This is a genomic window from Candidatus Falkowbacteria bacterium, assembly GCA_026396835.1.
Taxonomy (GTDB): domain Bacteria; phylum Patescibacteriota; class Patescibacteriia; order Patescibacteriales; family Patescibacteriaceae; genus Patescibacterium.
On record JAPLWA010000004.1, the window covers coordinates 435,947 to 460,730 of the forward strand.

General features: G+C 36.3%; 25 protein-coding genes and 1 tRNA gene. 7 read left to right on the forward strand and 19 right to left on the reverse strand.

The window, feature by feature from the left end; genetic code table 11:
* Positions 1-2: 2 nt before the first annotated feature.
* From NTY12_03360 to NTY12_03390, 7 genes are all read right to left on the reverse strand, one after another.
* Positions 3-956 carry a carbohydrate kinase family protein gene (locus NTY12_03360; GenBank protein MCX6793041.1) on the reverse strand — a complete coding sequence of 318 codons (954 nt, stop codon included), beginning with the start codon at positions 954-956 and terminating at the stop codon, positions 3-5.
* Position 957: 1 nt separating this feature from the next.
* Positions 958-2,079 carry a trypsin-like peptidase domain-containing protein gene (locus tag NTY12_03365; protein ID MCX6793042.1) on the reverse strand — a complete coding sequence of 374 codons (1,122 nt, stop codon included), beginning with the start codon at positions 2,077-2,079 and terminating at the stop codon, positions 958-960.
* Positions 2,080-2,158: 79 nt separating this feature from the next.
* Positions 2,159-2,815: a methyltransferase domain-containing protein gene (locus NTY12_03370; protein MCX6793043.1), complete on the reverse strand. Its 657-nt coding sequence runs from the start codon at positions 2,813-2,815 to the stop codon at positions 2,159-2,161.
* Positions 2,816-2,858: 43 nt separating this feature from the next.
* A complete protein-coding gene (locus NTY12_03375; protein MCX6793044.1) occupies positions 2,859-3,623 on the reverse strand; it encodes an ATP-binding cassette domain-containing protein in 765 nt (254 codons plus the stop codon).
* Between the two features lie 4 nt (positions 3,624-3,627).
* A complete protein-coding gene (locus tag NTY12_03380) occupies positions 3,628-4,482 on the reverse strand; it encodes a hypothetical protein (GenBank protein MCX6793045.1) in 855 nt (284 codons plus the stop codon).
* Position 4,483: 1 nt separating this feature from the next.
* Positions 4,484-5,365 (reverse strand): branched-chain amino acid ABC transporter permease, encoded by an 882-nt coding sequence (locus NTY12_03385; protein ID MCX6793046.1) that lies wholly within the window; start codon positions 5,363-5,365, stop codon positions 4,484-4,486.
* Positions 5,366-5,368: 3 nt separating this feature from the next.
* Entirely contained in the window at positions 5,369-6,526 is a 1,158-nt protein-coding gene (locus NTY12_03390; GenBank protein ID MCX6793047.1) for an ABC transporter substrate-binding protein, read from the reverse strand.
* Positions 6,527-6,807: 281 nt separating this feature from the next.
* Between NTY12_03390 and NTY12_03395 the strand changes: the two genes are divergently transcribed.
* Positions 6,808-7,551, forward strand: a complete 744-nt coding sequence (locus tag NTY12_03395; GenBank protein MCX6793048.1) for a hypothetical protein — start codon at positions 6,808-6,810, stop codon at positions 7,549-7,551.
* Between the two features lie 53 nt (positions 7,552-7,604).
* Here the strand turns inward: NTY12_03395 and NTY12_03400 are convergent, their stop codons facing one another.
* Positions 7,605-8,987 (reverse strand): polyprenyl synthetase family protein, encoded by a 1,383-nt coding sequence (locus tag NTY12_03400; GenBank protein ID MCX6793049.1) that lies wholly within the window; start codon positions 8,985-8,987, stop codon positions 7,605-7,607.
* Positions 8,988-9,169: 182 nt separating this feature from the next.
* Here NTY12_03400 and NTY12_03405 point away from each other — a divergent pair.
* Positions 9,170-9,240: transfer RNA gene (locus NTY12_03405), tRNA-Gln, on the forward strand.
* A 164-nt stretch (positions 9,241-9,404) separates the two neighbouring features.
* Here NTY12_03405 and NTY12_03410 read toward each other — a convergent pair.
* Together NTY12_03410 and NTY12_03415 are read right to left on the reverse strand one after the other, a co-directional pair.
* Positions 9,405-10,982 (reverse strand): MBL fold metallo-hydrolase, encoded by a 1,578-nt coding sequence (locus tag NTY12_03410; protein MCX6793050.1) that lies wholly within the window; start codon positions 10,980-10,982, stop codon positions 9,405-9,407.
* Between the two features lie 202 nt (positions 10,983-11,184).
* On the reverse strand, positions 11,185-11,382 hold the full coding sequence (locus NTY12_03415; GenBank protein MCX6793051.1) for a cold shock domain-containing protein: 198 nt from the start codon (positions 11,380-11,382) through the stop codon (positions 11,185-11,187).
* Between the two features lie 246 nt (positions 11,383-11,628).
* Between NTY12_03415 and NTY12_03420 the strand changes: the two genes are divergently transcribed.
* Both NTY12_03420 and NTY12_03425 read left to right on the forward strand, forming a co-directional pair.
* Positions 11,629-12,918 (forward strand): DEAD/DEAH box helicase, encoded by a 1,290-nt coding sequence (locus NTY12_03420; protein MCX6793052.1) that lies wholly within the window; start codon positions 11,629-11,631, stop codon positions 12,916-12,918.
* Between the two features lie 58 nt (positions 12,919-12,976).
* A complete protein-coding gene (locus tag NTY12_03425; protein ID MCX6793053.1) occupies positions 12,977-13,549 on the forward strand; it encodes an alpha/beta hydrolase in 573 nt (190 codons plus the stop codon).
* Positions 13,550-13,625: 76 nt separating this feature from the next.
* Here the strand turns inward: NTY12_03425 and NTY12_03430 are convergent, their stop codons facing one another.
* The 3 genes from NTY12_03430 to NTY12_03440 all read right to left on the reverse strand — a co-directional run bounded on the left by NTY12_03430 (position 13,626) and on the right by NTY12_03440 (position 17,697).
* Complete coding sequence (locus NTY12_03430; protein ID MCX6793054.1) at positions 13,626-14,723, reverse strand: prepilin-type N-terminal cleavage/methylation domain-containing protein; 1,098 nt, start codon at positions 14,721-14,723, stop codon at positions 13,626-13,628.
* Positions 14,710-15,768, reverse strand: coding sequence for a prepilin-type N-terminal cleavage/methylation domain-containing protein (locus NTY12_03435; protein ID MCX6793055.1), 1,059 nt, complete (start codon positions 15,766-15,768; stop codon positions 14,710-14,712). Before NTY12_03435 ends, NTY12_03430 begins: the two co-directional genes overlap by 14 nt.
* A 93-nt stretch (positions 15,769-15,861) precedes the next feature.
* A complete protein-coding gene (locus NTY12_03440; protein MCX6793056.1) occupies positions 15,862-17,697 on the reverse strand; it encodes a DUF2207 domain-containing protein in 1,836 nt (611 codons plus the stop codon).
* A 148-nt stretch (positions 17,698-17,845) separates the two neighbouring features.
* Here NTY12_03440 and NTY12_03445 point away from each other — a divergent pair, with 148 nt between their 5' ends.
* The 3 genes from NTY12_03445 to NTY12_03455 all read left to right on the forward strand — a co-directional run bounded on the left by NTY12_03445 (position 17,846) and on the right by NTY12_03455 (position 19,334).
* Positions 17,846-18,139, forward strand: a complete 294-nt coding sequence (locus tag NTY12_03445; protein ID MCX6793057.1) for a hypothetical protein — start codon at positions 17,846-17,848, stop codon at positions 18,137-18,139.
* Positions 18,140-18,222: 83 nt separating this feature from the next.
* Positions 18,223-18,750 (forward strand): hypothetical protein, encoded by a 528-nt coding sequence (locus NTY12_03450; protein MCX6793058.1) that lies wholly within the window; start codon positions 18,223-18,225, stop codon positions 18,748-18,750.
* 272 nt (positions 18,751-19,022) lie between these two features.
* Positions 19,023-19,334, forward strand: coding sequence for a hypothetical protein (locus NTY12_03455; GenBank protein ID MCX6793059.1), 312 nt, complete (start codon positions 19,023-19,025; stop codon positions 19,332-19,334).
* A 52-nt stretch (positions 19,335-19,386) separates the two neighbouring features.
* On the opposite strand, the gene NTY12_03460 is transcribed toward NTY12_03455, so the two are convergent.
* From NTY12_03460 to NTY12_03485, 6 genes are all read right to left on the reverse strand, one after another.
* Positions 19,387-19,890, reverse strand: coding sequence for a hypothetical protein (locus NTY12_03460; protein MCX6793060.1), 504 nt, complete (start codon positions 19,888-19,890; stop codon positions 19,387-19,389).
* 21 nt (positions 19,891-19,911) lie between these two features.
* Positions 19,912-21,135 (reverse strand): ABC transporter permease, encoded by a 1,224-nt coding sequence (locus NTY12_03465; protein MCX6793061.1) that lies wholly within the window; start codon positions 21,133-21,135, stop codon positions 19,912-19,914.
* 86 nt (positions 21,136-21,221) lie between these two features.
* The gene (locus NTY12_03470) at positions 21,222-21,926 is read right to left on the reverse strand and encodes an ABC transporter ATP-binding protein (GenBank protein ID MCX6793062.1); all 705 of its coding nucleotides are present in this window, start codon (positions 21,924-21,926) and stop codon (positions 21,222-21,224) included.
* Positions 21,927-21,933: 7 nt separating this feature from the next.
* Positions 21,934-23,787 carry an efflux RND transporter periplasmic adaptor subunit gene (locus NTY12_03475; protein ID MCX6793063.1) on the reverse strand — a complete coding sequence of 618 codons (1,854 nt, stop codon included), beginning with the start codon at positions 23,785-23,787 and terminating at the stop codon, positions 21,934-21,936.
* A 5-nt stretch (positions 23,788-23,792) separates the two neighbouring features.
* A complete protein-coding gene (locus tag NTY12_03480) occupies positions 23,793-24,344 on the reverse strand; it encodes a hypothetical protein (GenBank protein ID MCX6793064.1) in 552 nt (183 codons plus the stop codon).
* Positions 24,345-24,349: 5 nt separating this feature from the next.
* On the reverse strand, positions 24,350-24,766 hold the full coding sequence (locus tag NTY12_03485; GenBank protein MCX6793065.1) for a hypothetical protein: 417 nt from the start codon (positions 24,764-24,766) through the stop codon (positions 24,350-24,352).
* Between the last annotated feature and the right edge of the window lie 18 nt (positions 24,767-24,784).

Sequence of the window (24,784 nt, forward strand, 5' to 3'; positions counted from 1 at the left end):
AATTAAAAACCAATTTTCTCTCTCGACAACAAACCATTCTGAGCGCCCAATTTAGTTACGACTGAACCAGAATTTTTCATAGCTAATTTCAAAGCTCGGCTAATATTGTTGTGATAATCAAAGGCCGCTACAAAAGTTGAGCCAAAAGCATCACCCACACCGGTTGTGTCAATTGCCTTGTGAGTTGTGGCTTTTTCTTTATAAATCTTTTTACCGTCAAAGACAGAAGCGCCTCTGCGGCCTTCAGTGATAATGACAATCTTAGGACCTGACTTATAAAGTTTTTTTAGCATCATTGAAACAGGTAGAACTTTTTTTGTAAGTGGCATCAATAATTCGACTGCCTCATCTTTGTTCAAAATTAGAATATCTGTTAAAGCTAAAAAGTTTTTTAGACCATTATAGCCTACTGCCAACTGCTTACGCCCTGGATTCCAAGCGATCTTTGTTTTAGTAGAAAAAACTTCTTTAAGAATTTCTCGCCAAGCACCGCTTAATGAAGTTAGATATAAACGCTTAGCATTTTCCAATTTTTTAGAAAGCTTGTGATTTATTTTAAGAAGTCCGTTAGATGCGCGATAAGTAAATAACACATGGTCACCGGAAGCGGTTTTCAAAACCAAAGATCGGCCTGACTTACCAGCTTCGCGCTGTACGAAACGACAATCAACTTTATGCTTTAATAAATTATTTATCATGCGCTGGCCAGCATCATCATCGCCTACGCTAACAACAGCTGCCACCTTAAAGCCAAGTTTAGCTAAAGCAATAGCAGTATTAGAAGCTCCACCGCCAAAACTATAATGCATATCTTTAATACCTACCTTTGAACCGTATTCAAAACCTACCACTCTTTCATGGAGTTTTTGATCATTGAGCATTAAGTAATCATCGACTGTAAAAAATATATCTTCGGTTGCTCCACCGATAGTTATAAAATCGTATTTTCTCAACATATTATTTTAATTCATCAAGCGTCACAATTTTTGAAAATATTTGTGTGCCGCGTTGAACTTTAAGACCTAGCTTTTTGCCAGGGCCAAATTGGCTGATATAAGATAATAAAGGTAAGCGTTCATCAATTTTCTTACCATCAACTTCAAAAATAATATCATCAGCCGCTAGACCTGCCTTAGCTGCTGGCGAATCAACCGTAATTGCAGCTTCACCATTTTCACCTACTATAATCAAAGCTCCGGTTGAGCGAGGCAATTTTCTGGCCTCAGCAATTTCCGGCGTAATTATTAAATAACGAACACCAAGACGTGAACGAATAATACGACCATTGTCACGAGCACTTGTAACAACAGGTTTTGCTTCATTTACCGGAATAGCAAAACCAATACTCTCGCCACCATCATCTTTAGCCACGTTAATACCGACGACTTTACCGTCAAGATTAATTAATGGTCCGCCGGAATTTCCAAAATTTATTTGAGCGTCAGTCTGAATAACATTTTCTAAATTTTCTGTTGTTCCATTATTACCCGAAGCCATAAGACTTCTACCTAAACCAGATACGATTCCTTTAGTGGCGCTATTGTCATAGCGACCAAGAGCATTACCGATAGCAATAACACTGGAGCCAACCTGCAAGGCGTTGCTATCCCCCATTTCTAAAAATGGCAAGTTCTTATCAAAGATTTTTAAGATAGCTAAATCATTAACCGGGTCTTTCCCGATCAACTGCGCAAAATATTGCTTACCTGAATTAAGCGTAACTTTATATTCGCTCTTACCATCAGTTCCAGCTGAAGCAACATGCTTATTGGTTATAATTAATCCATCAGCTGAGATAAGGAAGCCGGAACCGGCGCCGCGACGAACTTTTCTTTGTTCGATTCTCGTGTTGCCAGTATTCATATCAAGCACTTCAGTATCAACATTTTCAGAAATAGTAATACTAACAACTCCAGGAGCAGCGCGATTTATAGCTCGAATAGTTGCCTCTTGCTCATCAAGACGCAAAGTACCAGCTTGAGCACCTAAGCTTATAAAATTCTCAGTTAAGGCGATGCCGGCGCCTAAAGTAGCGGCTACGATGATTAGCCAAATGGCAATGTATTTAGTAATTTTCATATGAACCTAATTATAACAAATTTGTAATAAAAAATCACCCTTTTTGCTATTAAACAAATCGGGTGAAATAAGCACAAATCTATCGCCAGACTTCGGCCATATATGCAAAATTGCAAATTGGATAAAATCTTACCTTAAATCCAAGTTGATCAATTATGCCTTTTATATACTTCTTAGAAAAAGCCTTAGACTCAAAACCACATTCATTGATTATCTTCGCTCCACTAACTCTTAACTTACTCCAAGCCTCTTCTTCATACATCTTCTTTCTGATAGCAATGACTGATCTTTTAGAAGAGTAAAAGTCAAAATAAAGTTTTTCGCCATAACTTAGAAGCTTTTCTACAACATAGGCAATATCATCAAAATTACAAATTGTTCCCATATTAAGAAGAATAGAATTAAAAGGCACGTTCAATTGATCCAACTTAAGAAAGTCTGAACAAATAAAGCTTACATTATTAATTTCTTTTTTAAGAGCTGTCGACCTAGCTTCATCAACTAGTGACTCGATAATATCAACTCCAATAACCCAGGAATTATTTTTAGCTAAAACAAAAACCTCGTGACCTAAGCCACAACCAGCGGCTAAGACTATTTCGTTTTTGATTCTACTATTCAAAAACTTATATTCTTCACGCAAAAACTTGGTTCTTATTTTTGCACGCCTGGGGTTATGAGCATTTACTAACATTTGCCTGACAAGTTTGTCAGACACATTTTCATACTCTAACATGATATTTAATTTTTAATTTACGAAAATTTGTTATTTTATAAATTTAATGACTGCTAGTTCCAAAATAAATCTCTTGCAATCTTTTGTCCTGTTGAATATTTTCTGGCGTATCTTCTAGATATTTTTGTCCATCAACCAACACCACAACTTTTTCAACTAAATCAAACAAAAACTTTAGGTCATGCTCAACCACCATAATTGTAAAACCATGGTCCTTGTTCAAAGTTTTTATTACTTGAGCTAGTTGCTTTCGTAAAGCCGGCGCTACGCCAGCCGTTGGTTCGTCAATCAACAATAATTTACCCTTAAATAATTTAAGGCGAGCTAATTCTAGAAGTCTGATTTGTCCGCCTGATAAAATTCCGGCTAACGAATCTTTATGAGCTAATAGATTCATTTCTTCTAAAGAAGCATCGATGATCTTTGACATTTTTTTGCGCCAACGAGGCATAAACATCCACCACCAAGGAAACTTCTCAGCTTTTTCAGCTCCAATGATAATATTGTCAGCTACAGTTAAATCCTTAAAAACTCCGGCGTGTTGAAAACTGCGCCCAATGCCCAAGAGAGCTCGTTTATTCGGCGCTAGATTCATAATATCCTTGCCGTCAAAACTTATAGTACCTGAATCAACTTGAGCAAAACCTGAGATGGCATTAAGCAAGGTTGTTTTACCGCAACCATTTGGTCCGATAATGCCGATAATTTCACCCGCCTTAACGCTTAATGAAACATCATGCAAAATAACTTGTTTACCAAATTTTACTTCTAGGTTCTCAATATTAATTATATTTGTTTCTTTGTTCATATGATTAAATAAATCTTTTCTGTGGCATAAGTGTTTTACTAATTCCTTTGATTATTACTATCAATAATAGTGAATATAATAAATTTCTTAAATTTCCAACAATGCTTGGCGGTAAGCTGAAAAATCTTAAAGTCTCTGGTAACAAAACAATGACAATCGTGGACCAAGACAACCAACGAACCTTAGGTTTAGCGGCGACGATCGCGATAGTTGCTAATTGAATCAATAACATCATGCCGCCAAAATTAGGATCAAGGAATCTAATACGCCAAATTGCAATTATGCCACCCAAAGCTGCAACAAAAGAAGAAATAACAATAACATAGGCGCCTAATCGTTTAGTTGAAAAACCAAATGACTCAACAATATATTTATTTTCTTTCATTGCTAAAAGAGCACGACCGAATTGAGTTTTCAAGATTATATATTCTAGTAAAATAATAAACAGCGTTAAAACAAATTGTAATAAAGCTAGTTGTCCTAAACTAGAAGCAAAGTCTGGTCGATTAATACCAGCAATGCCAAGCACGCCACCAGTTAAAGAATCCCAAGATTTTAATATTGCATCAAAAGCCAAGACGCTAGCTAGAGAAAAAACTGTAAAACTATCAGCTGATAATTTTAAGTAAGCTGTTACAAAAATTAAACTCGCCAGTACTACGATAAGCAAAGCAATTAAAACGGATAGCAGTAGAGATAAACCATGCACTTGAAGAATCACCATCGCGTAAGCACTCAAAGCAAACATGACCGGAATTCCTAGAAAGAAAATATTACTAACCACAATAGCTAAATGAGCGCCCATCGCAGGGATGGCAGTTTCAAATATTCTTGTTAATTGTGTTAACCAGTAACCCATATTAATCAACTCTTACTTTATTAGTAAACAAACCGTTTGGTCGCCAAGCCAAAATAATAATTGCTAACATAAATACAATTGCCATTTTCCAATTAGAACTTAAGCTTAAATTATCAGGCGACAAACTAATTATTAATTCAGGTACCAAGGTAACTAAATAAGATGAAATTACTAAACCTCTAATATCAAATACGCCACCAATAAACATTGCTACAAAAGCCAATATAACAAGAGGGAAACCTGCCTGCGGCGTTAAAGCCGTATTCATAACAGTCATGATGGCAACAAAGCCTGCTAGTAACCCTGCAATCACAAAAACACTTAAACGTACAAGCGAAGAATTTATTGTGATGCTGGATGATAACGAATTATTCTCAGCCACACTTCTTAGATCTCTGCCCCAAGGAGTTTTTTTAACTAGTAAAATAAAAAATACAGCTAAGAAAAATCCCACTACAATTGTAATTATTCCAGGAACAGTTATATAAAGATCGCCCAGAGCAATTGTTGGTAGAACTCCTCCAATAATTGATTTAGCATCAGTCTTAAATATAATCGCAATTAGAGACTCGAGTGTTATGCCAAAAGCTAGGCTTAACAATAGTCCAAACATAGCTTCTTTCTTTCTAGCCGAAGCTTCGAGTAAAAGATAAGAAGCTATGCTTAGGACCAAGGAAACTAATACACTGATCGCAATAGCGATGATTAATGGCAAATTATTTGATAGAGCAAAGTACAAACCATAAGCTGCAGCAATACCAACCGCTCCCAAAGCGAGGTGATAAATCTTACTTACGGAATAAACTAAGTACAAAGGAACTGCCAGTAACAATACTTGGGTTCCGAGGACTAAACTGTTTAATATAATCTGCCAAAAAAACATATGTTATTTAACTAATTCTGGTTGGTTATTCTTAATCACGTAAACAGCCGCATCAACATTAGTAAAGCTACTATTCTTGAAGTTAAAGCTTTTACTAATATAGCCGCTGAAGTCACGAGAGACCAAGGCTTTTCTAACCGCAATAGGGTCTTCACCTAATTCAACAATCAAACTAGACATAACATCTAAATTATCTGCTGTTGAAGCCGTAAAGTAATCTCCTAGATCACCTAAAGTACCCTTCTCTGACTCAATACTATTTTTCAAGCTCTTAAATTCCTCGCTAGAGATTTGAGGTGCATCTACTATAATCATGCCTTCAACTGTTTTAGGGGCTAAGGCTAAAGTAGATTTGTTCATATAAGCAATCTGTCCAAAAAGTTTGTAATTATTCCAATCCTTGATTTCGGATAACTGCTTAATCAAACTTTGACCAGGTGCGCCAGCATTAGGATTTAATAAAAGTGCATCTGGCTGAGCAGCTCTAACTTTTTCTAAAACATTTCTAAAATCATTTCCGCTCTTAGGATATTTTTCACTAGCTACAATTTTCACATCAGGATATTTTTTAAGAGACTCCATCCAAGCATTCTCTAGACCGATATTATAATCGTTCTGTTCACTGATGATTGCGACTTTCTTGTATTTACTCATTTCGTCGGCTAATTTTTCGCCAGTAAGGTTATCGCTATAGGCGAAGGAGAAAACATAATCATTAGCTTTCTCGATCTGCGGATTTGATGATCCAGGGCCAGCCAGTAAAACTTTGCCATCTTTAACCAAAGGAATCATGGCCAAAGTTTCTGAAGAACAAAAACCACCAATAATAAATTTAACACCATCAATTTCGGTTAGCTTCTGGAAAGCATTAACCGCGTCATTACCAGTACACTTACCGTCTTCATAAATTACCTCGAACTTAATTCCTTTATCTTTGTATTTCTCGTTTACTTTGACTAATTGATAATCAATAACATTCTGAACTTGCTCGCCATAAGCGCCGGCGTCGCCGCTCAAAGGAAGGATAGCTCCTAGCTTAATCACTTTCATGCTCTTGCCAGCTTCGCTTGTATCTTTATTAAAAGAACAGCCAGCTAGCACTAACACCAACAATAGTGGTAGTACATAAAGAATCCTTAGAAACTTAACTCGTTTACTCATATGTTTTAAATAAATTACGCCAACCGATATTTTGGTGAGCATAAAATTAATAAATAAATTATAAATTTTCTTTATTTAGCAAGAGCACAAGCAAAACTCTTTCTAAAAAATTAATTTATATTAAATTATTAAACGGCTTGACACTTATGTCAAGTATGTGTCATAAAATGCGTCACCATATTGAAAATCATGTTCAATTTTTTGGCTTATTTTAGAACATATTTGACAAATTTTACAGATATGCTATAATGATGACATAAATAACGTCAATTTTATCAAATATGGAAACTAATAAAATTTACTTCTCTTTAAGAGAAATTGGGTTAAATGATAAGGAAATAGACCTTTACCTAGCTACTCTAAAAAAAGGCGAGGCTGGTATGTCAGAATTGGCCCGTTTAGCGGGCATAAAGAGAACCAGTGCTTACCTGCTTTTCAGTAATCTCGAAAAAAAGGGTCTTTTAGGAAGCTTCAAGTCTAAAAGCGGCACAAAGTTTATTGCCAAAGATCCACGCTATTTAATTGAAAAAGCCAAGAAAGAAATCTCGGCGCTTGATGAAATCCTGCCTAGCTTAGAAGCTATGAGCAAAACTGGTATTAGTAAACCAAAGATAACCTATTATGAAGGGATTAATGACTATATAAGAGTAATAGAAGAATGTTTACTTAAACCACACACAACTATTAGACACATTGGATCCTTGTTTGAAGGACACAAATCACTCAGTAAGGATTATGATTTAAAGCACTTTGCACCAAAACGTATAAAGAGCCATATTTTCTTAAAAGCTATCTATACCCAAGAAATAAAACCACTATTTAAAAATGACTCCCCTTATGAATTAAGAGAAGTTAAATACTTACCTACTTCGATGAAAATGAAAACTCTAACTCTAATTCACGAAAATAAAGTTATCATTTCAACTAGTAATGAAAATCTTGGAATCATGGTAATCGAAAGCAAGGAGATTGCTGATGCTGAAAAAGAAAAATTTGACTTAATTTGGGAGGCTACAAAAAAATAAATGCGTTATCCACTTAGTGAATAACGCATTATAATTTTAAAGAGTTTATTCTCTTAAGCATTTTTTATACTTCTTAGATAACGATTAGTTTGAATCGCTGAGAGAGTCTGAAGTATTTGGTTTCTCTCTTCTGATGCCGGTAAAGACCTAATTAAGCTGCGTGCAATATTACGATACTGCTTTGCCAGCTTCATTGATTTTTCATAAGCTCCCGAACTCATAATATAAGATCTGATTTCAACTGAAGTTTTAGCTGACAGCTCCTCTACTCCACCACAGGCTTGTGCCATGTAATAAACAGGAGCCGTGGCTTTTAGGCTTTTCCAGTCAGATAAAGAATCTTTCTTTAATGAAGAGAAATCACCTATATCATTAACCACTTGTAACGCAGAGCCAATGTTATAGCCGATTTGATACATGATATCGCGATCGGCTTGTGTACCCTGAGAACTAACCATAGCACCCAGCCACATTGACCAGCCATACATGGTGCCGGAAAGCAACTCACATCTTTGTTTATAATTTTCAATAAACAAATCTTCAGGCATTAAGTTGTCTTCCAGTTTTTCCGAATCTTTCAGTTGCCCCTGATAAGATGAAGCATTGTCTGATGACAATTTTGAGATAACCGCAAGTCTTTTTTCCGAACTCACAGGTAAGCTACAGATCGCTTGAATTACAGCATCGGCAAATAACTCACCACCAACCGTCAAAGTACAAATTCTGTCTTCTTTTATATCTAAGCGTTTATTATCAAGCAGATAATTATGCGTATATAAATGAAGATTATTCAACTCTGAGATTGAGGCTGTCTCATAACCCAGACTTTTGTCCTCACCGCGAGCTACACGATAAGAAAGATAGGAAAGAAAAACTCTTAACTTTGGCTTCTCTTTTCGTTCGCTGTAAAGATTCTGCAAAGTAATTGGCCAAACAGAATAATCCTTTCGAGATAAAATATTATCTGCCTCTGAGCTAACTTCTTTCATTATCTCAAAGTAACTTTTTTTTGAGCTAACTGCTGCTAATCCAGCATAGATGAATTGTTCTTTTCTATATTCATCGATGTTTCTAATAACAACATAAACCTTCTTTTCAGCACGGCCAGTTGTTTGAACTCCATTCTTGAATTTATCATAGCCCCTAACACCGCTACCTACAGGAAACTCTCCATAAAGCATCCAGCTATCCATCACCGGAGAAACTGTTACTACTGAATCATAACCACTAATTGTCATAAACTCAGCATGGGGAGGAGTTATCGTATCGCCACTCGGCAAAATACAAACGAGATTTTTTGGGCCAGCGTATACTCCACCTTCATAATGAAAGCCGTAAAGCTGTATTTCCTTTTCAATGTTTAGTTGTAAAAACATCAATAGAAAAGGAACGATAGTTAGCAAACTAAAAATCTTGCTTCCAGTAAACTTTTTCATTTTCAAAGACCCCTATTTAAATTATTAAATTTTTTTATTTATTTTAATTAACCATATTATATAATAAATACTATATTTTGTCAATACTTAGTTTAACCACTGAAATCCCCTATTTTTTAATGTTTTTGACAAAAGGCCTAAAAATCTATAAACTACAGAAGAACTTACTGTTTTCCATACTTTCGGGGATCGTCTAATGGTAGGACTCCAGGTTTTGGTCCTGGCTATCGAGGTTCGAATCCTTGTCCCCGAGCATTATTCAAATCGTGTAATCTGACCTAACGCCCGTAGGTCTTCTATAACACACTATTTACCCTCTTGAATGTCAACCATCATTGATTCATTTTTGTCAATAGCTCAAAAGGATAAAAAACAAGGCTACCCATGGGATAGCCTCTTTAGAAGTTTATAAAATAACTAATTTAATTGGAATACTAATTTGTCATTGAGCTCAGGAATAACAATAGTAGTTTTCTTCCCTAACTCAGAAGGCAGGCTTTTACTTAAGTTTTTCTTTAAAGCAATAGCGTTAGAGCCTTCTCCATGAACGATGAATAAATGTTTATCCGTAATTGAATCTTTAGGAGATTCTAAATTAGATAAAACATGTTTGGCATACCTGATTAATTCCGGCTCATCAGCATGATCTGAATAGCACAGAATGTTAATCTCAGCCTTAACCTCGATTTCTTTGCCATGCATTTTAACAAAAGCTTCGCCATCAAAAAGTTTTCTGCCAAGAGTATTTTTTGTCATATAACCAACTAATAGAATTATAGCCTCTGAATTGTTTAAGTTATCTTCTAATAGTTTTCTAATTGGACCAGCGTGACACATACCAGCACCAGCTAAATATATGACTGTTTTACGCATGGCTTCATACTTTTCAATTTCAGCTTCGGTTTCAACAATTTTTAAGTACTTATTTTGACGCGGATCAAATGGATTAAAAGATATGTTGTCTGTATTCTTAAGCGTTCCAGTCTTGGCCCACAAATCAGCATATTCTTTTACAACTTTTGAACCCATCGGAGAATAAACGCAAATGGGAACTTCTGGAATCAACTTCTTCTCCATAAGCGCCGTTAAATCGTAGATCATTTTCGGCGTTCTTAAAGAAAAACACGGAACGATGATTTGTTGATTCTTAGAATGAGCCTTGCTAACAATGTCAACTAGTCTCTCTTCTTCAATCTTTCTCGGGGCGTGTATTTCCCCACCGTAAGTTGAATCCATAAACATGAAATCAATTTTTTCTTTTGGGTATTTAAGAGACAAAAGCTTATCGTCTTTTCTGCCCAAGTCACCACTAAAGCAGCAGTAGCGATACTTATTTTTGTCTTTTATTCTAATAATCACAATTCCTCCACCAAGAACATGACCTGATCTGTAAAACTTCAAGTCAATGTTATCATCGATTCTTGTCCATTGGTTATAATCAATGCCGCCATTTTTTATTAAACCACTTACCAAATTTACATGCTCCATGGTATAGAGAGGCTCAAAGTGACAATGATTATTTTTACGAGCAGCCTTGTCAATCATTCTATTCTTATCACGATTTCCGCGAGACGAGAATTTATAATGCTTTGTGTTTTTAGACGCAGCTTTTTCTTTTCTTGCTTTGTTTGCAAAACGAAGGCCTTCTTCCCGTTTTATTTTTGCGCCGTCAGTCAACATTACTTTAACGAGTAAATTCTTTGATTCTCTCGTACAGAATATATCTCCCCTGAATCCATATTTAATTAGCATAGGTATTATGCCAATGTGATCCATATGGATATGGGTCGCGACAACGGCTTTTATTTTTGCTGGATTAAAGTGTTTTAACAACTCCTGGGCTCTAATGGATGGATCCTTAGAACTACCAGTAATATCTCCGGCATCAATTAAGAACTGTGTTACTCTTCCGCGTTGCGTAATAGTAACTAAAGTACAAGATCCAGTGATATTGTCTTTCACACCGCCGAAAAAACCAAGTTCCATTTTGAACATTATTCGCTCCAGTTTTAGGTTTTTAACAGATTTTCAAAAATACTACTTTTATTTTTAGAACTTTATTTTTAGTTTTCCTCCTTTGTTTTAATTATTCTCTAAGATTGAATTAAACACAAGTTGATAACTTTAGATATTTAATATTTGGCTAATATAAAAGCACCCCGACATATTGTCGGAGTGCTTTTATAAGACTAAAGTCTTAAGCGCGTTGAACGTTGACGGCGTTTGGACCCTTATCAGACTGTTCTGTCTCATAAGTAACTTCATCACCTTCGTGAAGATCGCTGTATTGGACACCAACCAAGCTGTTGCTATGGAAGAATAAGTCCTTTTCTTGACCTTCTGAGGAAATGAATCCAAAACCCTTGTCAGTCAATTTTTTGATTGTACCTTTCATGGATTTATCAGAGTGAATAAAAGCGTAAGGTGATATATGTTTAATTGAGTCGACTAAGTCACAAACCTAATATGCGCATTACTATTATAGTATAACATAGATATTTTTAGCTGTCAATGATGAACAAAAAAGCGCTAACATTGACTTAATTATAATTATATGTCATTATTAGCATTATTAAACAGATTCGAGTCTTTATCAGCGTCATTGGAGTGGCCTTAAGAAAATCGGGTCACTCATTTTTATATGACAAACACAAAGATAACAGAGCTTCCAGCGGAAGCCAAACATAAATTTTCTGATTTAGGTATCAGCAAATCAATTCTAGAGATTCTTAAAAAGATGAATCTAGAAACACCAACCCCTATTCAACAAAAGACTATTCCAACTGCTTTGGCTGGTTTAGATTTAATTGGCGTTGCTCAAACCGGAACTGGCAAAACATTTGCTTTCGGTATTCCAATGCTACAAAGATTAGGTTCAAGCCAGGGTCAAGGTTTAGTTATAACGCCAACTCGTGAGTTGGCTTTACAAGTTGAAGAAAGTTTAAAAAGATTGGGTCAATCCTTAGGCTTGCGTACCGCTAGTTTAATTGGTGGCGAAGCAATTGATCGTCAACTTTATAATTTAAGAAAAAAACCACATATTGTTGTTGCCACACCAGGTAGATTAATTGATCATATTAAACGAAAAACTTTTAAACTTGATCAAGTGCATGTTTTAGTTTTAGACGAAGCTGACATGATGCTTGATTTGGGATTTGCTCCGCAGATTCAAGAAATATTAAAACAAGTTCCAAAAGAAAGACAGACAATGTTATTCTCGGCCACCATGCCAGCAGCAATTGTTAAGATTGCGGCTAACTACATGAAATTACCAGTCAGCATTGAAGTTGCTCCCCCAGGCACAACTGCTACACAAGTTGATCAAGAAATATTTATTATCAAAAATGAGGATAGAATTGAACACTTGAAAAAAATTCTTGTTAAATACGATGGTTCAGTTTTGGTTTTCACTAGAACTAAGCACGGCGCTAAAGCCCTTGCCCTTAAGTTACGTTCTTTCGGACAAAGAGCCATTGAAATTCATTCTAACCTCTCACTCAATCAACGCCGCGCTGCCCTCAGTGCTTTTAAGGCAAAGCGTGAGCGCATTCTAGTCGCGACCGACGTCGCCGCTCGTGGTCTTGATATAAATGGCATTGAATTAGTTGTTAACTATAATCTACCAGATAGTTCAGGCGATTATGTTCATCGTATTGGTCGTACTGGCCGTGCTGGAAAAGTTGGTAAAGCAATTAGCTTAGCTACACCAAATGAATATAAACAAATTAAAGCCATTGAGAAATTAATCAACAAAGCCATTAAGCGAACTGAATTTGTTAAACTAACAACTGAGCCTCAACGCAGCTCTAATGATCAAAGCCGAAAAAGACAATTTAGAAAAAGCTCACCTTATAATACGCACAGATCTAATCATCCGCGAAATAGTCGATCTACTGGTCAGAAATTTACACGCCGGGGAATGTCGCGCTAAATTTACTTTTTCGTCAGCAGATACTAATATTAGTATATTAGATTAAACTAAGTAATATATGAAAAAAGTATTCTTAATTCATGGATTTGAAGGAACTCCAAATGGAGGTTGGCGACCATGGTTAATGAGCGAGTTAGACAAGAAAAATATATACTGTTGCGCTCTGCCTATGCCCTCACCTAAAGATCCAATTTGTTCTGAGTGGATTGAGGAGATTGCTAGCAATGTTAAAAATAATTTTGAAGACACAATTCTTGTCGGACACAGCTTAGGATCTCCTGCTATTTTAAGATATTTAGAATCACAAGCTGATAATGCTTGCCTAGCTGGGGTTATACTTGTATCTGGACCATGTGAAAAGATTCTAGCAGATAAGCCGGATTCGAAGCTAAGGAAAATAGACGGATTCTTAGAATCATCATTTGATTTTAAAAAATTGAAACTAAAGGCAAAAAAATTCATTGTCATCCACGGAGACAATGATAATAAAGTTCCTCTAGACCAGGGCCAATTTGTATCAAGAGAACTTGACTGCGAACTAATAGCCATTAAAAATGGCGGACACTTAAGTGGTGATGACGGATACACCGCACTGCCCGAAGCTTTAGAAAAAATTCTTGAAATGATCTAAAGACATAATAAAAAGAGAGACGCCCGCCGATTCGGCGGACGTCTCTATTTTTTTATAAATCAATCATTAAAGGTATTTAGTCTTTGACGCAGCGAATAGACATGCCCAGGGATTTACTAGCTGCGTTACGATATATAGTAGAATATGCTCCCAGAATAAACCTAAACCAACTAGTAGTAGACCCACCACCCTTTGTTGCATTCCATAAATAAGCTTCACTTGTATAATTTAGATATGAACCAGTAACGTCGCGAATACCAGAAAGCAATATATTAACGTTAGACGTACCACCAACCTTTAATTGAGTAGCTTCGTTGTGCGTGCCTCGCCAATTAGCTCCGTCTGCCTCAGATTGACTCATCCCCAGATACATTTCCAAATTTTTAAACTCATTATCAGTCGGGATATGCCAACCAATGGGACAAACTCCTCTAACATTTGCGGATGGAACAGGGCTCCAATCAGTTGCATTGGTTGCTCCATTTATATACTGAATAGCTTCAGACCATTGGTAAAGACCGCCGTAAGTATTGCAGTTGCTGGAAAGATCGGCATAACAATATTTCTCTATAATACCATTATCTAATTGATCAACCGGCCCACCGCTTGGGCAACCAACACCAGACGAGCAAGAATTAATTCTAACTCCGGTGTTTAGATTTTGTTTCATCCAACATTGTGAACCAACTTGAACAGTATCATATTGATTACCATCAACATCAGATATCTTTTGTCCACAATTAAATAAACCATTTGGAGAATAGGAGGCTAGGCCAGCATTAATATTAGAACTAGCTGATCCTAAACAAACAGATACAGAGAAAAATGAATTATTGCTATCAATTGAATAAGAATAATCACCAGCACCGCAACTTCCATCATTTCTTGGTGTTGGATTAGATGGTATTTTAGCCATGTATGTTTTAGTACCATCAGGTGATACAAGACTATTACCTAGAGTAATAATAGTAGGGTAGCTATTATTATCGGCGTAATATAATTCTAGCGCAGTACTTATCTGTTTTATATCAGCAACTCTTTTAGCATCTCTTGATTTAGATCTAGCATTGCCCAAGGCAACAATTACCATGGTGGATAAAACTCCAATAATTGCTATTACTACGAGTAGTTCTATTAAAGTAAAACCTGATTTTAGTTTTTTATTTTGTGGCATTGTATAAAGCTAGAATTTCAGCAGCAGATAAAGCACGATTATACATGCGAGCATCATCAATTAACCCAGGGTAGATTGAATTAGCTGTAGCCATTGACCCAGTTCCAGGGTTGACTGTTCCAGGGTTTGGTCCAGTACCAGAACCAGTAAGCGCTCCATCATAATAAAACTTAGCAGAAGCAGTTGAACCATTATAGGAATAAGTAATTGCAACAAAATGCCAAGAGTTCTTTGTAAATTGCGTCCAAGAAGTCTGAACATAGCCACCACTAGTATAAAAAGTTCCCGCGATTGGATCACCAGAGCCATAATAATGAGAAAAAATCTGAATCCCAACACCACCATAACCAACCGCATATGTATAATAGCCACCTATATCACCCGTTACATTTATCCAACAAGAAAGCGTTATCTCATTTGAAGTCAAAATTGCAGGAAAATAATATGCATAATCATCAACACCATTAAAACTTCCAGCGTAACTACCTACCTTACCAGGCGCATAATGAGATCCGGTACCGTACCAAGTACCATCTTTTCCGCCTCCAGAATAATCTTTGACTTTAGAGCTGCCGACACCTTCATCAAACTTCCACCAACCCACAAGCCCCGGAGCAGTACCCACACCAGAGTTAGAGGTGGAATTGATACCAGCAGGAGTTGAGCTAACGTTATTACCAAGACAAAAGTTAAGACTGTAATTTGAATTGTCAGGCGTAGAAGCGTAAGTATAGTTATTATCACCGCAACCATTATCATTTCTAGGTGTAGGGTTATTAGGAATAGCAGCCATATAAACTTTAGTACCATCTGGTGAAGCTAGGCTATTACCCGGCGTAATGATTGTGGGGTATGAATTATAATCAGAGTAATATAATTCTAAGGCTGTAGATATTTGTTTTATATCAGCAACTCTTTTACTATCTCTAGCTTTAGCCCTGGCATTGCCCAAGGCAATGATTGCCATGGTAGAGAGTACGCCAATAATGGCTATTACTACGAGTAGCTCGATGAGAGTGAAACCTGATTTTCTATTGGAAAACATATAACTTTATTATACACCATTAAACCTTAGTGATAATAACATAAAAAATATGTAGGCTCGCATAATTATGCGAGCCTACATATTTTTTTATTTCTACCAGCCTCCCCCGCCTCCGCCGCCAAAGCCGCCGCCAGAAAATCCTCCACCGCCAGAACCAGAACTAGAAGGAGTTGAGGCCATGGTTGAAGATAGTGTATTAGAAAAACTATTTATATTATTAACAAACAAACTAGCATTAAACGCGCCATTGCCAATATACCAAGAAGCTGTTGGTGTTAAGCCCATCTCTTTCATGGCTTGAGCTAATTTATAAGTTACCCCGAAAATCATGGCATAAGGCAAAACTTCCATGAAGATATTTTCTTTTTCAAAAAATGGTTGACGGTATTTTTCAGTACCAGACACAAATAATTTATAACCCAGAGCTTGGCGATATAAATCTCTGCCATAAGCTGTTCGTTTCGGCATTAAGTATGAAAAGATCATAAACATGGCGCCGGTCACGATTATGCCGAAATCTAGACCTAAGGATCCCCAAACTATATTTATCGCTGATATTGGAACGGCTGATAAAATTAGTCCAAAGAAAAATGAATAAAGTATACCAGCTACAATAATAATAAAACCAGTCAATTTATACTTGCCTCTAATTTTTTCTGGATTATTATAAAATAACTTTTTAGTTTTAACTAATTCATAAAGCGAATCTTTAGCTGCTTGAAGTTTAGATGAAAAACTATCTTTTAAGTCAGACACATTAACTTCGTCCCTTGAATCAAACAAAGCATTAAATAAACTTAATTCATACTCCTGAAGTTCACTGGTCGCTTTATTGGTCTTCTTAAGTAAATAATCAGTTGAGCCGGGAATCATACCCTGCAACAAACTACTAACCTTATCTACTAAACCATTAGTTTCTATTTTTGTTTCAGTAATAGTTAAATAACCGCGCACCGCTAAATCAACAATCGTTGCACTAACATCAACCGTGTCAGCTTTCTCATCCATTAAAACACCTAACTCCCCTGGTCTTAAATTTGCTGGTGTTTCATATTCTGGCACAATTGCTTCATAAGAACCAAACAAAGGTAAAATAGTTTCTTTAGTTAAAGGATCATTTAAACTTTTTCTTTCATAGTATGAGTCTCTACCTTTTAACCACCATAATCTTAAGAAAACCATGATGGTTATAAACATTGCTGCCAAAAAACTGAAAAAAATATAAGTTAATGAGTTTTCATCAAATCTTTCAACTGGTCCAGCCACGCTGAGAATTGGCACAATACCTTTAGTGAAACCCGCGGCAACGGTCATGCCTTCTGATAAATCTAATTTAGCAATGCTTTCAAAGTTAGCCTGTTGATTTTTATAAGTTGTATTACATTTATCATTTGAGCCATAAGGACCTTGGTAACAAGAACTTTGTAGAATATCGCCGCTTGGAATTGTGACTGTGGCGCTCACCGAGTTAATCGGTACTTCCCAAGCATTGCCTGTTACATTCCAATAAATTTCATCATAAGTATCATAAGCTGAAACAACGCCAGCTACTGTATAATCAATTACATAGGTTTTTAGTCCTGAAACTAAAACATCAGCATCACCAATCTTTATCCTAAGATTATTGTCATTCTTTATAAGCGCAAAAGTAACTGGACTAGTTCCATCTGTCACTGATTCAACTTCGATTGAACTGTAATGTGAACTTCCATCACTATTTTGATAAGTTAATGGTAGATCACGATAAATTCCATGCAAAGAATCAGTAAAATTAACGACAATAGTTTCTTTAACACTTAGATGACCATCAGTCTCAAGTTTGAGATCACTTTTAAAACTATTTATAACAAAGCCATTACTGGCTTTTACAAATGAGCCGGGCAATAGAAAAATAAACGCCAAGGCAAAAAATGAAATGATTTTTTTCATAAATTTTATTATGCATTTATTATAGTATTTATTGACTGACTTTGGCTATACTTAAATTATTTCTCAAATAAACATTGACAAATGATAAATTATAGTGTATAATCAAGTTATAATATAGCTAATTAAGCTATTTTTAAATTATACAAATATGGGTTATGAATTTATGATTAATAAAACTGAAGTAAAAGAAAAAGCAGCCAAGCCCAATATAAATGAATCCGATGAAACACTCTTGACAAAGATGCAGGAAGTCTGTGGACCTGAACTAAAGGAATTAAACCCAACTGACTTGGAACATCTTAGAAAAGAAGGAAGAAAGGATGACCAAGAATGGTACGTAATGACTGGTGATAAATTCTTTGTTAAGCCGGACGGTAGTATGACTATAGGCGAAAAATCCAATGAGGAGACAAAGAAGAAATTCAGAGAAATCTACGGATAATTACATTTCATTAAAAACAGACCTATTTAGGTCTGTTTTTTGTTTAGTTACGTTTAGTAGTATAATTAAAATAATATACATACATGAAAAAACAAACTAAGAAACACAAAATCATAAAAGTTAATGATAAAATGCAAAGCGATTATCATTATGAATTAAGCGAAACTATTGGTAAAAATTTTCACCAAGATTTTAAGCCTGAGTTAACACCAAAACAAATGTTGGCTCTTGGTATCTTTGGGGGTAAGTACATGACTGATTGTAAAAAGGAATTTCCTAAAGACTGGTTTACTAAAGCTAAACTAAGTGAGACAGAGCATGATGCTAATTTAAATTATTTCAAAATTAACGCCAGCCAAAGTTTAGATATTTGGAAAAAGAAAGGCTGGCTTGATACTTATAATGATCCACGTGGTTGGTTTCAGTGGTATTGTCGCTATTATTATGGTCGTCGCTTACCGGGCGAAGATGAAAGACAAATCAAACGCTGGAAAGCAATTAACCGACACATTGCTCAGATTAAAAAAAATTGCCGCCCTGGCGACATAAATTGCCGTCGCAAACAACGACAAGCAGTTTTGCATTGGGCTTACGACAGCAGAAAAATATAAAAGGGTTGATTCAACATCAACCCTTACTCGTGTAAAACACGTGTAGCAGCGTACTGCCTTCCTAAATATTAATACATTTTCGGACGCCGCTTATTCTCCCTTTCGTCGTGCTTTGCAGGACGGAGTGGGACGCCGCGGCTGATTTTTATCATTTCATGATAATCAATGAGATTATCAATGATAATAGACAATGTCAATTATAGACTTGATTAGTATGATAAAATACGTTATCATACATAGTACTTTATAATATATAATAACATTGTTTTTATATGAAAAAAATATTTATTAGCTTAATGTCATTTGTAATTTGTTTATCAATTTTCAGTGTAAGTTTAGTGCCAAATTATGTTGGCGCTAAAACAACTAAAAAAATTACTACTGCAAGCAAGAAAAAAGCTGTGTCTAAAATAAAAACTAGTATGAAGTGGACACCAGCCGCCTTAAAAGACATTGGAAGTTTTGCCTCTTTTGATTACAACAATACTATCCGTAACGCTTACATTAAAAAAATTGAGCTATTTGCAAAAAAGAAGCACGCTACAACCGTTACCCCGGCAATCGTCTACTCTTTCAATGGTTAATAAATTTACTATTAAAAAACCGCCCCGTTATTTTACGGAGCGGTTTTTTTAATTACTTAGCTGGATTAGGACTTTGCGTACCGGTTGGAGCAGGAATATTCTGGCCATTAGCGCCAGCTGGTGGCGTAGCTAATAGAGGCATAATAGTAACACCTTCAGCTGTAATAGTGCCATCACTATTAGCTGTACCATTAACTGTTACTTGTGATCCGACAGCTAAATCGGTTTTCTGACCGGCCACTGATTTATTAATTTTTGTGCTGTCAGCTAATAAAACAATCTTCGAACTACCGTCTCGTAATTTAACAGTTATGTTTTTATCAGTTTGACTAAGTATTTCTCCGTTAGCAAAACCTCCGGCGCCGCGAGCGCCACCCATACGATTACCTTGACCTTGACCATTAGCGCCACGAGCAGAAGCAAAAATCTGCTGCCGTTGCGCAGCTGATAAACTTTGTAGAGCTTGAGGTGTCTGCCCATACTTCATTCCCCCATAAAAAGCTCCAGCAATTAAAACAACAGCTAGCACTATAAACCCAGTCATTTTATTTTTCATATAAAATATATTAATAATAAATTATTCAAACCTTAACGCCTCGATCGGATTTAATTTAGCCGCTCGACGCGCAGGATAATAACCAAAAATAAGACCGATGCCAGCAGAAACTCCGAAAGCTAGGGCAATTGAAGATAGTGACATGGTCGCAGTGAGGCTCATTAATTTGCCAACTATATTAGAAAGTATCCAACCAAGAATTATTCCGATAAAACCTCCTAAAAAAGTTAACATAACCGCTTCGGTTAAAAACTGAAAATTAATGTCATAAGACGAGGCACCGATCGCTTTGCGTAAACCAATTTCACGAGTACGCTCAGTTACAGTCGTCAGCATCATGTTCATGATACCAATTCCACCAACTACTAAAGATATTCCGGCAATCGCTGCTAATAACATTGTTAGCGTACCAGTAACACCCGAAGCAGCCGCAACAATGTCGGCTTGATTTAAAACCGTGAAATCAGCCGCTTTAGAACCTGAAATATTATGACGCTGAGTTAATAAATTTGTAACTTGCTGTTGAACAGTTGGCATAAGCTCCGGTGTTTGTGCCTGAATACTAACAGTCGTTAGATAGTCTGTTCCAGCTAAATAATGCTGCATGGTCGGCAACGGAATAAAGACTACGTCATCTTGGTTTGAAAAACCACTTCCACCTTTGCTTTTAGTTACACCAATAACTCTAAAATCTAATTGTTTGATTTTTATAATTTGACCTATTGGATTAATACCTACGCCAAATAAATCATCTCGTGTGGTTGGGCCAATTACGGCAACTTTGGCTGAATCACGAACTTGACTATCTGAAATAAAAACACCAATATCAATCGTTATGCTTCGTACCTGAACGTAATTTGGCACTGTTCCAATCACGCTAGTGTTAGTATTTTTACCTTTAACAATAAGTTGATAACGGCTACTTGATTCTGGTGCCACGGCTGAAGCTAAGGTTACCTGTTTAGTAATAGCGTCAGCATCTTCTTTAGTCAAAGTTTGAGCGCTACCACGGCCGCTAGAGGCTCCTGCACCAAAGCTACGCTGCGCACCTGGTGTAACAATAATTAAGTTCGAGCCAATCGATTGAATATTGGCTTGAATCGAGCTTTGTGCGCCTTGCCCAATAGCTACTAAAGCAATAACTGAGCCAATGCCAATAACAATGCCGAGAATAGTTAAACTAGACCGAACCTTATTAGAGACTAAGGCACTATAGCTTTCCTCAAATAGATCTTGAATTTTCATAAACTATTTACATGTTCTAATTTTAGTAATTTACAGCCCTTAGCTAAAGACGCCGAATACTTGTAGTCCGAAGCCTTGGCGTAGGACTATTCGTGCTTAGCAATTCGTTTATGATGATTTTTTTCATCACTCACAATAACTCCGTCTTTAATAATAATAATTCTGTCTGCATGCTCAGCCACATATGGCTCATGAGTAATCAGTACAACGGTTCTGCCTTCGGAATTAAGTTTTTGAAAAGTTCCTAAAACAACATCACCTGTTTTTGAGTCTAAGTTACCGGTTGGCTCGTCAGCCAAGATAATTGCTGGATCATTGACCAAAGAGCGAGCAATAGCAACGCGCTGCATTTGTCCACCAGATAATTGGTTTGATAAATGAGTAAAACGATCTTCTTCTAAACCAGCAAGCAACAAGGCTTGTCGAGCTTTTGCTTCGCGTTCCGGCTTAGAAACTTCGGCATAAATTAAAGGCAAAACAACATTACGAATAACTGTAGCGCGAGGCAATAAATTAAAAGCTTGAAAAACAAAACCAATTTTAGTTTTTCTTATAACAGCTAATTCATTATCTGATAATTTTGATAAATCTTTATCTTCTAATAGATAAGAGCCGCTGGTTGGTGTATCTAGTGCCCCAATAATGTGCATCAAAGTTGATTTACCAGAACCAGATGGACCCATAATAGCAATAAATTCTCCTTTAGCCACGTCAAAAGAAACATTTTTCAAAACTTCAGTAACAACGCCGCCGGTACTATAAGCTTTATAAATATTTTCTAGATTTATCATAAAAATATTAATTTCCTCTAAAACCACCGCCAGCTGCTGCTCCACCAGTTAAACCAGGAATTCTTATGCTGCTAGAAGATGAGTTTGTTGTTGCAGCGCTTGTACCGCTAGTTACAGTTTGTGTAACAACCTGATCACCTTCACTAAGACCACTGGTAATTTCCGTACTAGTATCATTAGCCAAACCAACTTCAACATCTTTTCTTTGTGGCTGTCCCTGAGCATCAAGCGATTGGACATAACTACCATTGTTATCACTCTTCATGGCCGAATTAGGAACCATTAAAATATCAGTTTTGGAAGCAATAATAATTGAAGCATTAACACTCATACCTGATTTAATAGCATCATTATTTGTGTCAAAAACAATTTTAACATTGTAGGTCACAACACCTTGAGCAACTGTTCCTAAAATATCAATCTCACCAACTTTACCTGTTAAAGTAAGATCTGGTAAAGCATCAAAAGTTAAAATAACCTGCTGACCAGTTCTAACTTTGGCGACGTCAGTTTCATTCAAAGGCACAATCGCTATTTTCTGCTGCGTTATTAAAGAAGCAATTACAGTTGAGGCACTGAGTTGGTCACCTTTTTGTACTGTCAGCGCAGCAATTTGTCCTTCGAACGGAGCTTTAATAATATTATTACTTATAGCTTCTTGCGCATTCTGAACTTGAGCTTCGGCACTGATCACCTGAGAACGAGCTGATTGAATGTCTGATGAAACCGCCGGGGCCTTAATCTTTGCTAAATTATTTTTAGCGGTTTGCAAAGCAATCGCTGATGAATCAACCTGGGCTTTTGCTGAAGAAATTTGCTGACTAGTTGATAAACGAGTTAAAACTAAGTTATTCTGAGCCGCAACAATAGCATCTTTCAAAGATTGTGAAGCACTTTGTACGCTATTAATAGCCGTGCTCATACCCGAGGCCTGTGAGCTGGCATTATTTTTGTAAGAATCAATCTGACTCTGCGTCACGTTATTATTAGGGACAGTCGCTTGCATAACAAGAAAACAAGCCTGCAGGGAACGTAGAGTTTTATTAAATAGAGTGATTGAATTATTTACCGAGCTTTCAATATTTACATCGCTCTTATATGCTTTAGCTGTGCTCAAGCTACTTTGTGCAGTACTAACATAAGAAACCGCATCAGAATATGCTTGGCGCATTGTGTTCAAAGACGAGCTATCTTTGACACTCAGCGTTGGTTTTAAATCACTGTCATTTAATATTTTATTTTCACTATCTAGCGCACTTTGAGCCGAAGAAATTTTATCTTCTATAGTGTTGAGAACAACGTCGCGCTTATTACTTGAGCTAATTGGATTAGTAAAAGATTGAAGATCGTCTAAAGTCTTTTGTGCTTGGTTAAGTGTTTCAGTAGCTGACTTAGTTGTATTATCAAGCTGCGTTAAAACATTTTGATAGGAATTTTGTGCTTGAGTTAGACTATCTTGACTGGCCTTAATGTCATAACTGGTCGCACCAGCCACAACTTTATTGAAATTAGCCTGCGCACTCGATAAAGAAGCACTAGCTTGACGCAAAGAATTCTGATTATTACGTTGATCTAAAACTGCAATGACTTGGTCAGCTTTGACTAAATCACCATTTTTTACATTAAGCTGAACTAAAGCACCAGAACCCATTGGCTTAAGGTCTACTTTATTTAGTTCTGAAACCTGCCCTGAGCCAGTTATAGTCACAGAAATAGTTCCATTTTCAACCGCAGCTGTAGTATACGAAGTTGAAGTTTTTTTAGCTTGTTGGGTGGTGTAAAAATAATAACCGCCAGCCGCTAAAACAATAACGATAAAAATAATTAACTTTTTTCTTTTTAAGATAGTTTGCCAAAACATATTAATTATTTTATTTGATTAGTAAAAGGTTGATTAATTTTTGGCATACCAGTAGGTGGCAAAGGTAGATTGCTATCACCTGGCATTGGTGGCGGTAGCTGATTAAAATCATTTCCATTAAAAATTCTAATCATTCTTGCGGTAACAGAGCCATCTTGCTCGGGTATCCCTAGAACAACAATACGTTCATCAGCTTTAAGATCTTTCAAAATAACATTATCACGACCATTCTTAATATCAGTCTGCTCATTTGTGTTAACAATCCTTTCAATGCCAGCTACATCTTTCATGACAATTGATTTATTATCAATTTTAATAATCATACCAGCAACACCATGGCCATTAATAAAATCGTCGCCGCGCACGCCAGGCAGAAAACCCTGACGAGGTCCACCAAAATTACGATGATAATTTTCTCCCCAACCAAATGAGAAACTGGCCTTACGAAAACCGATGAACAAACCAGCCTGAAAAACGAACAGCAAAATTGCTAATGCACCTGTAACATACAAAATTACCTGAAATGTTTTAGATTTAAAAAATTCTTGAAAATTCATAAAAATTAATTAATAGTTAAATGATTAAGCCGATAAAAGTTTTTGGCATTAGCTAAAACATTCTTCATAGAGACTAATAGGACCGCAGTGATTAAAAGCAGGGCTGCTAAACTTAAAGCTGGCAATGATTCTAAAATAGATAAAATTAATTCTTTGCCATAAGATGAAATTACAGAAAAATCAGAAAAAGCTAATTTTATGTACTCGCCAAGACCAGAGTAAGAAGCCTCTGAAATAAAAGATCGAAGTACTGGAAATATGAGGAGTAGGGCCAATAAGAAAGAAGAGGAAAAAATAAAGATCTTACGACGTAAAATATGTCGTTGTTTTTCTATAGCCACGGCGTCCATAATCTTAGTTAAAAGTAACTCAGATGGCTGACGCTCTAATATTAAAGGTGATTTTATAAAATCATGGTCCATATACTACTAATACGCAAA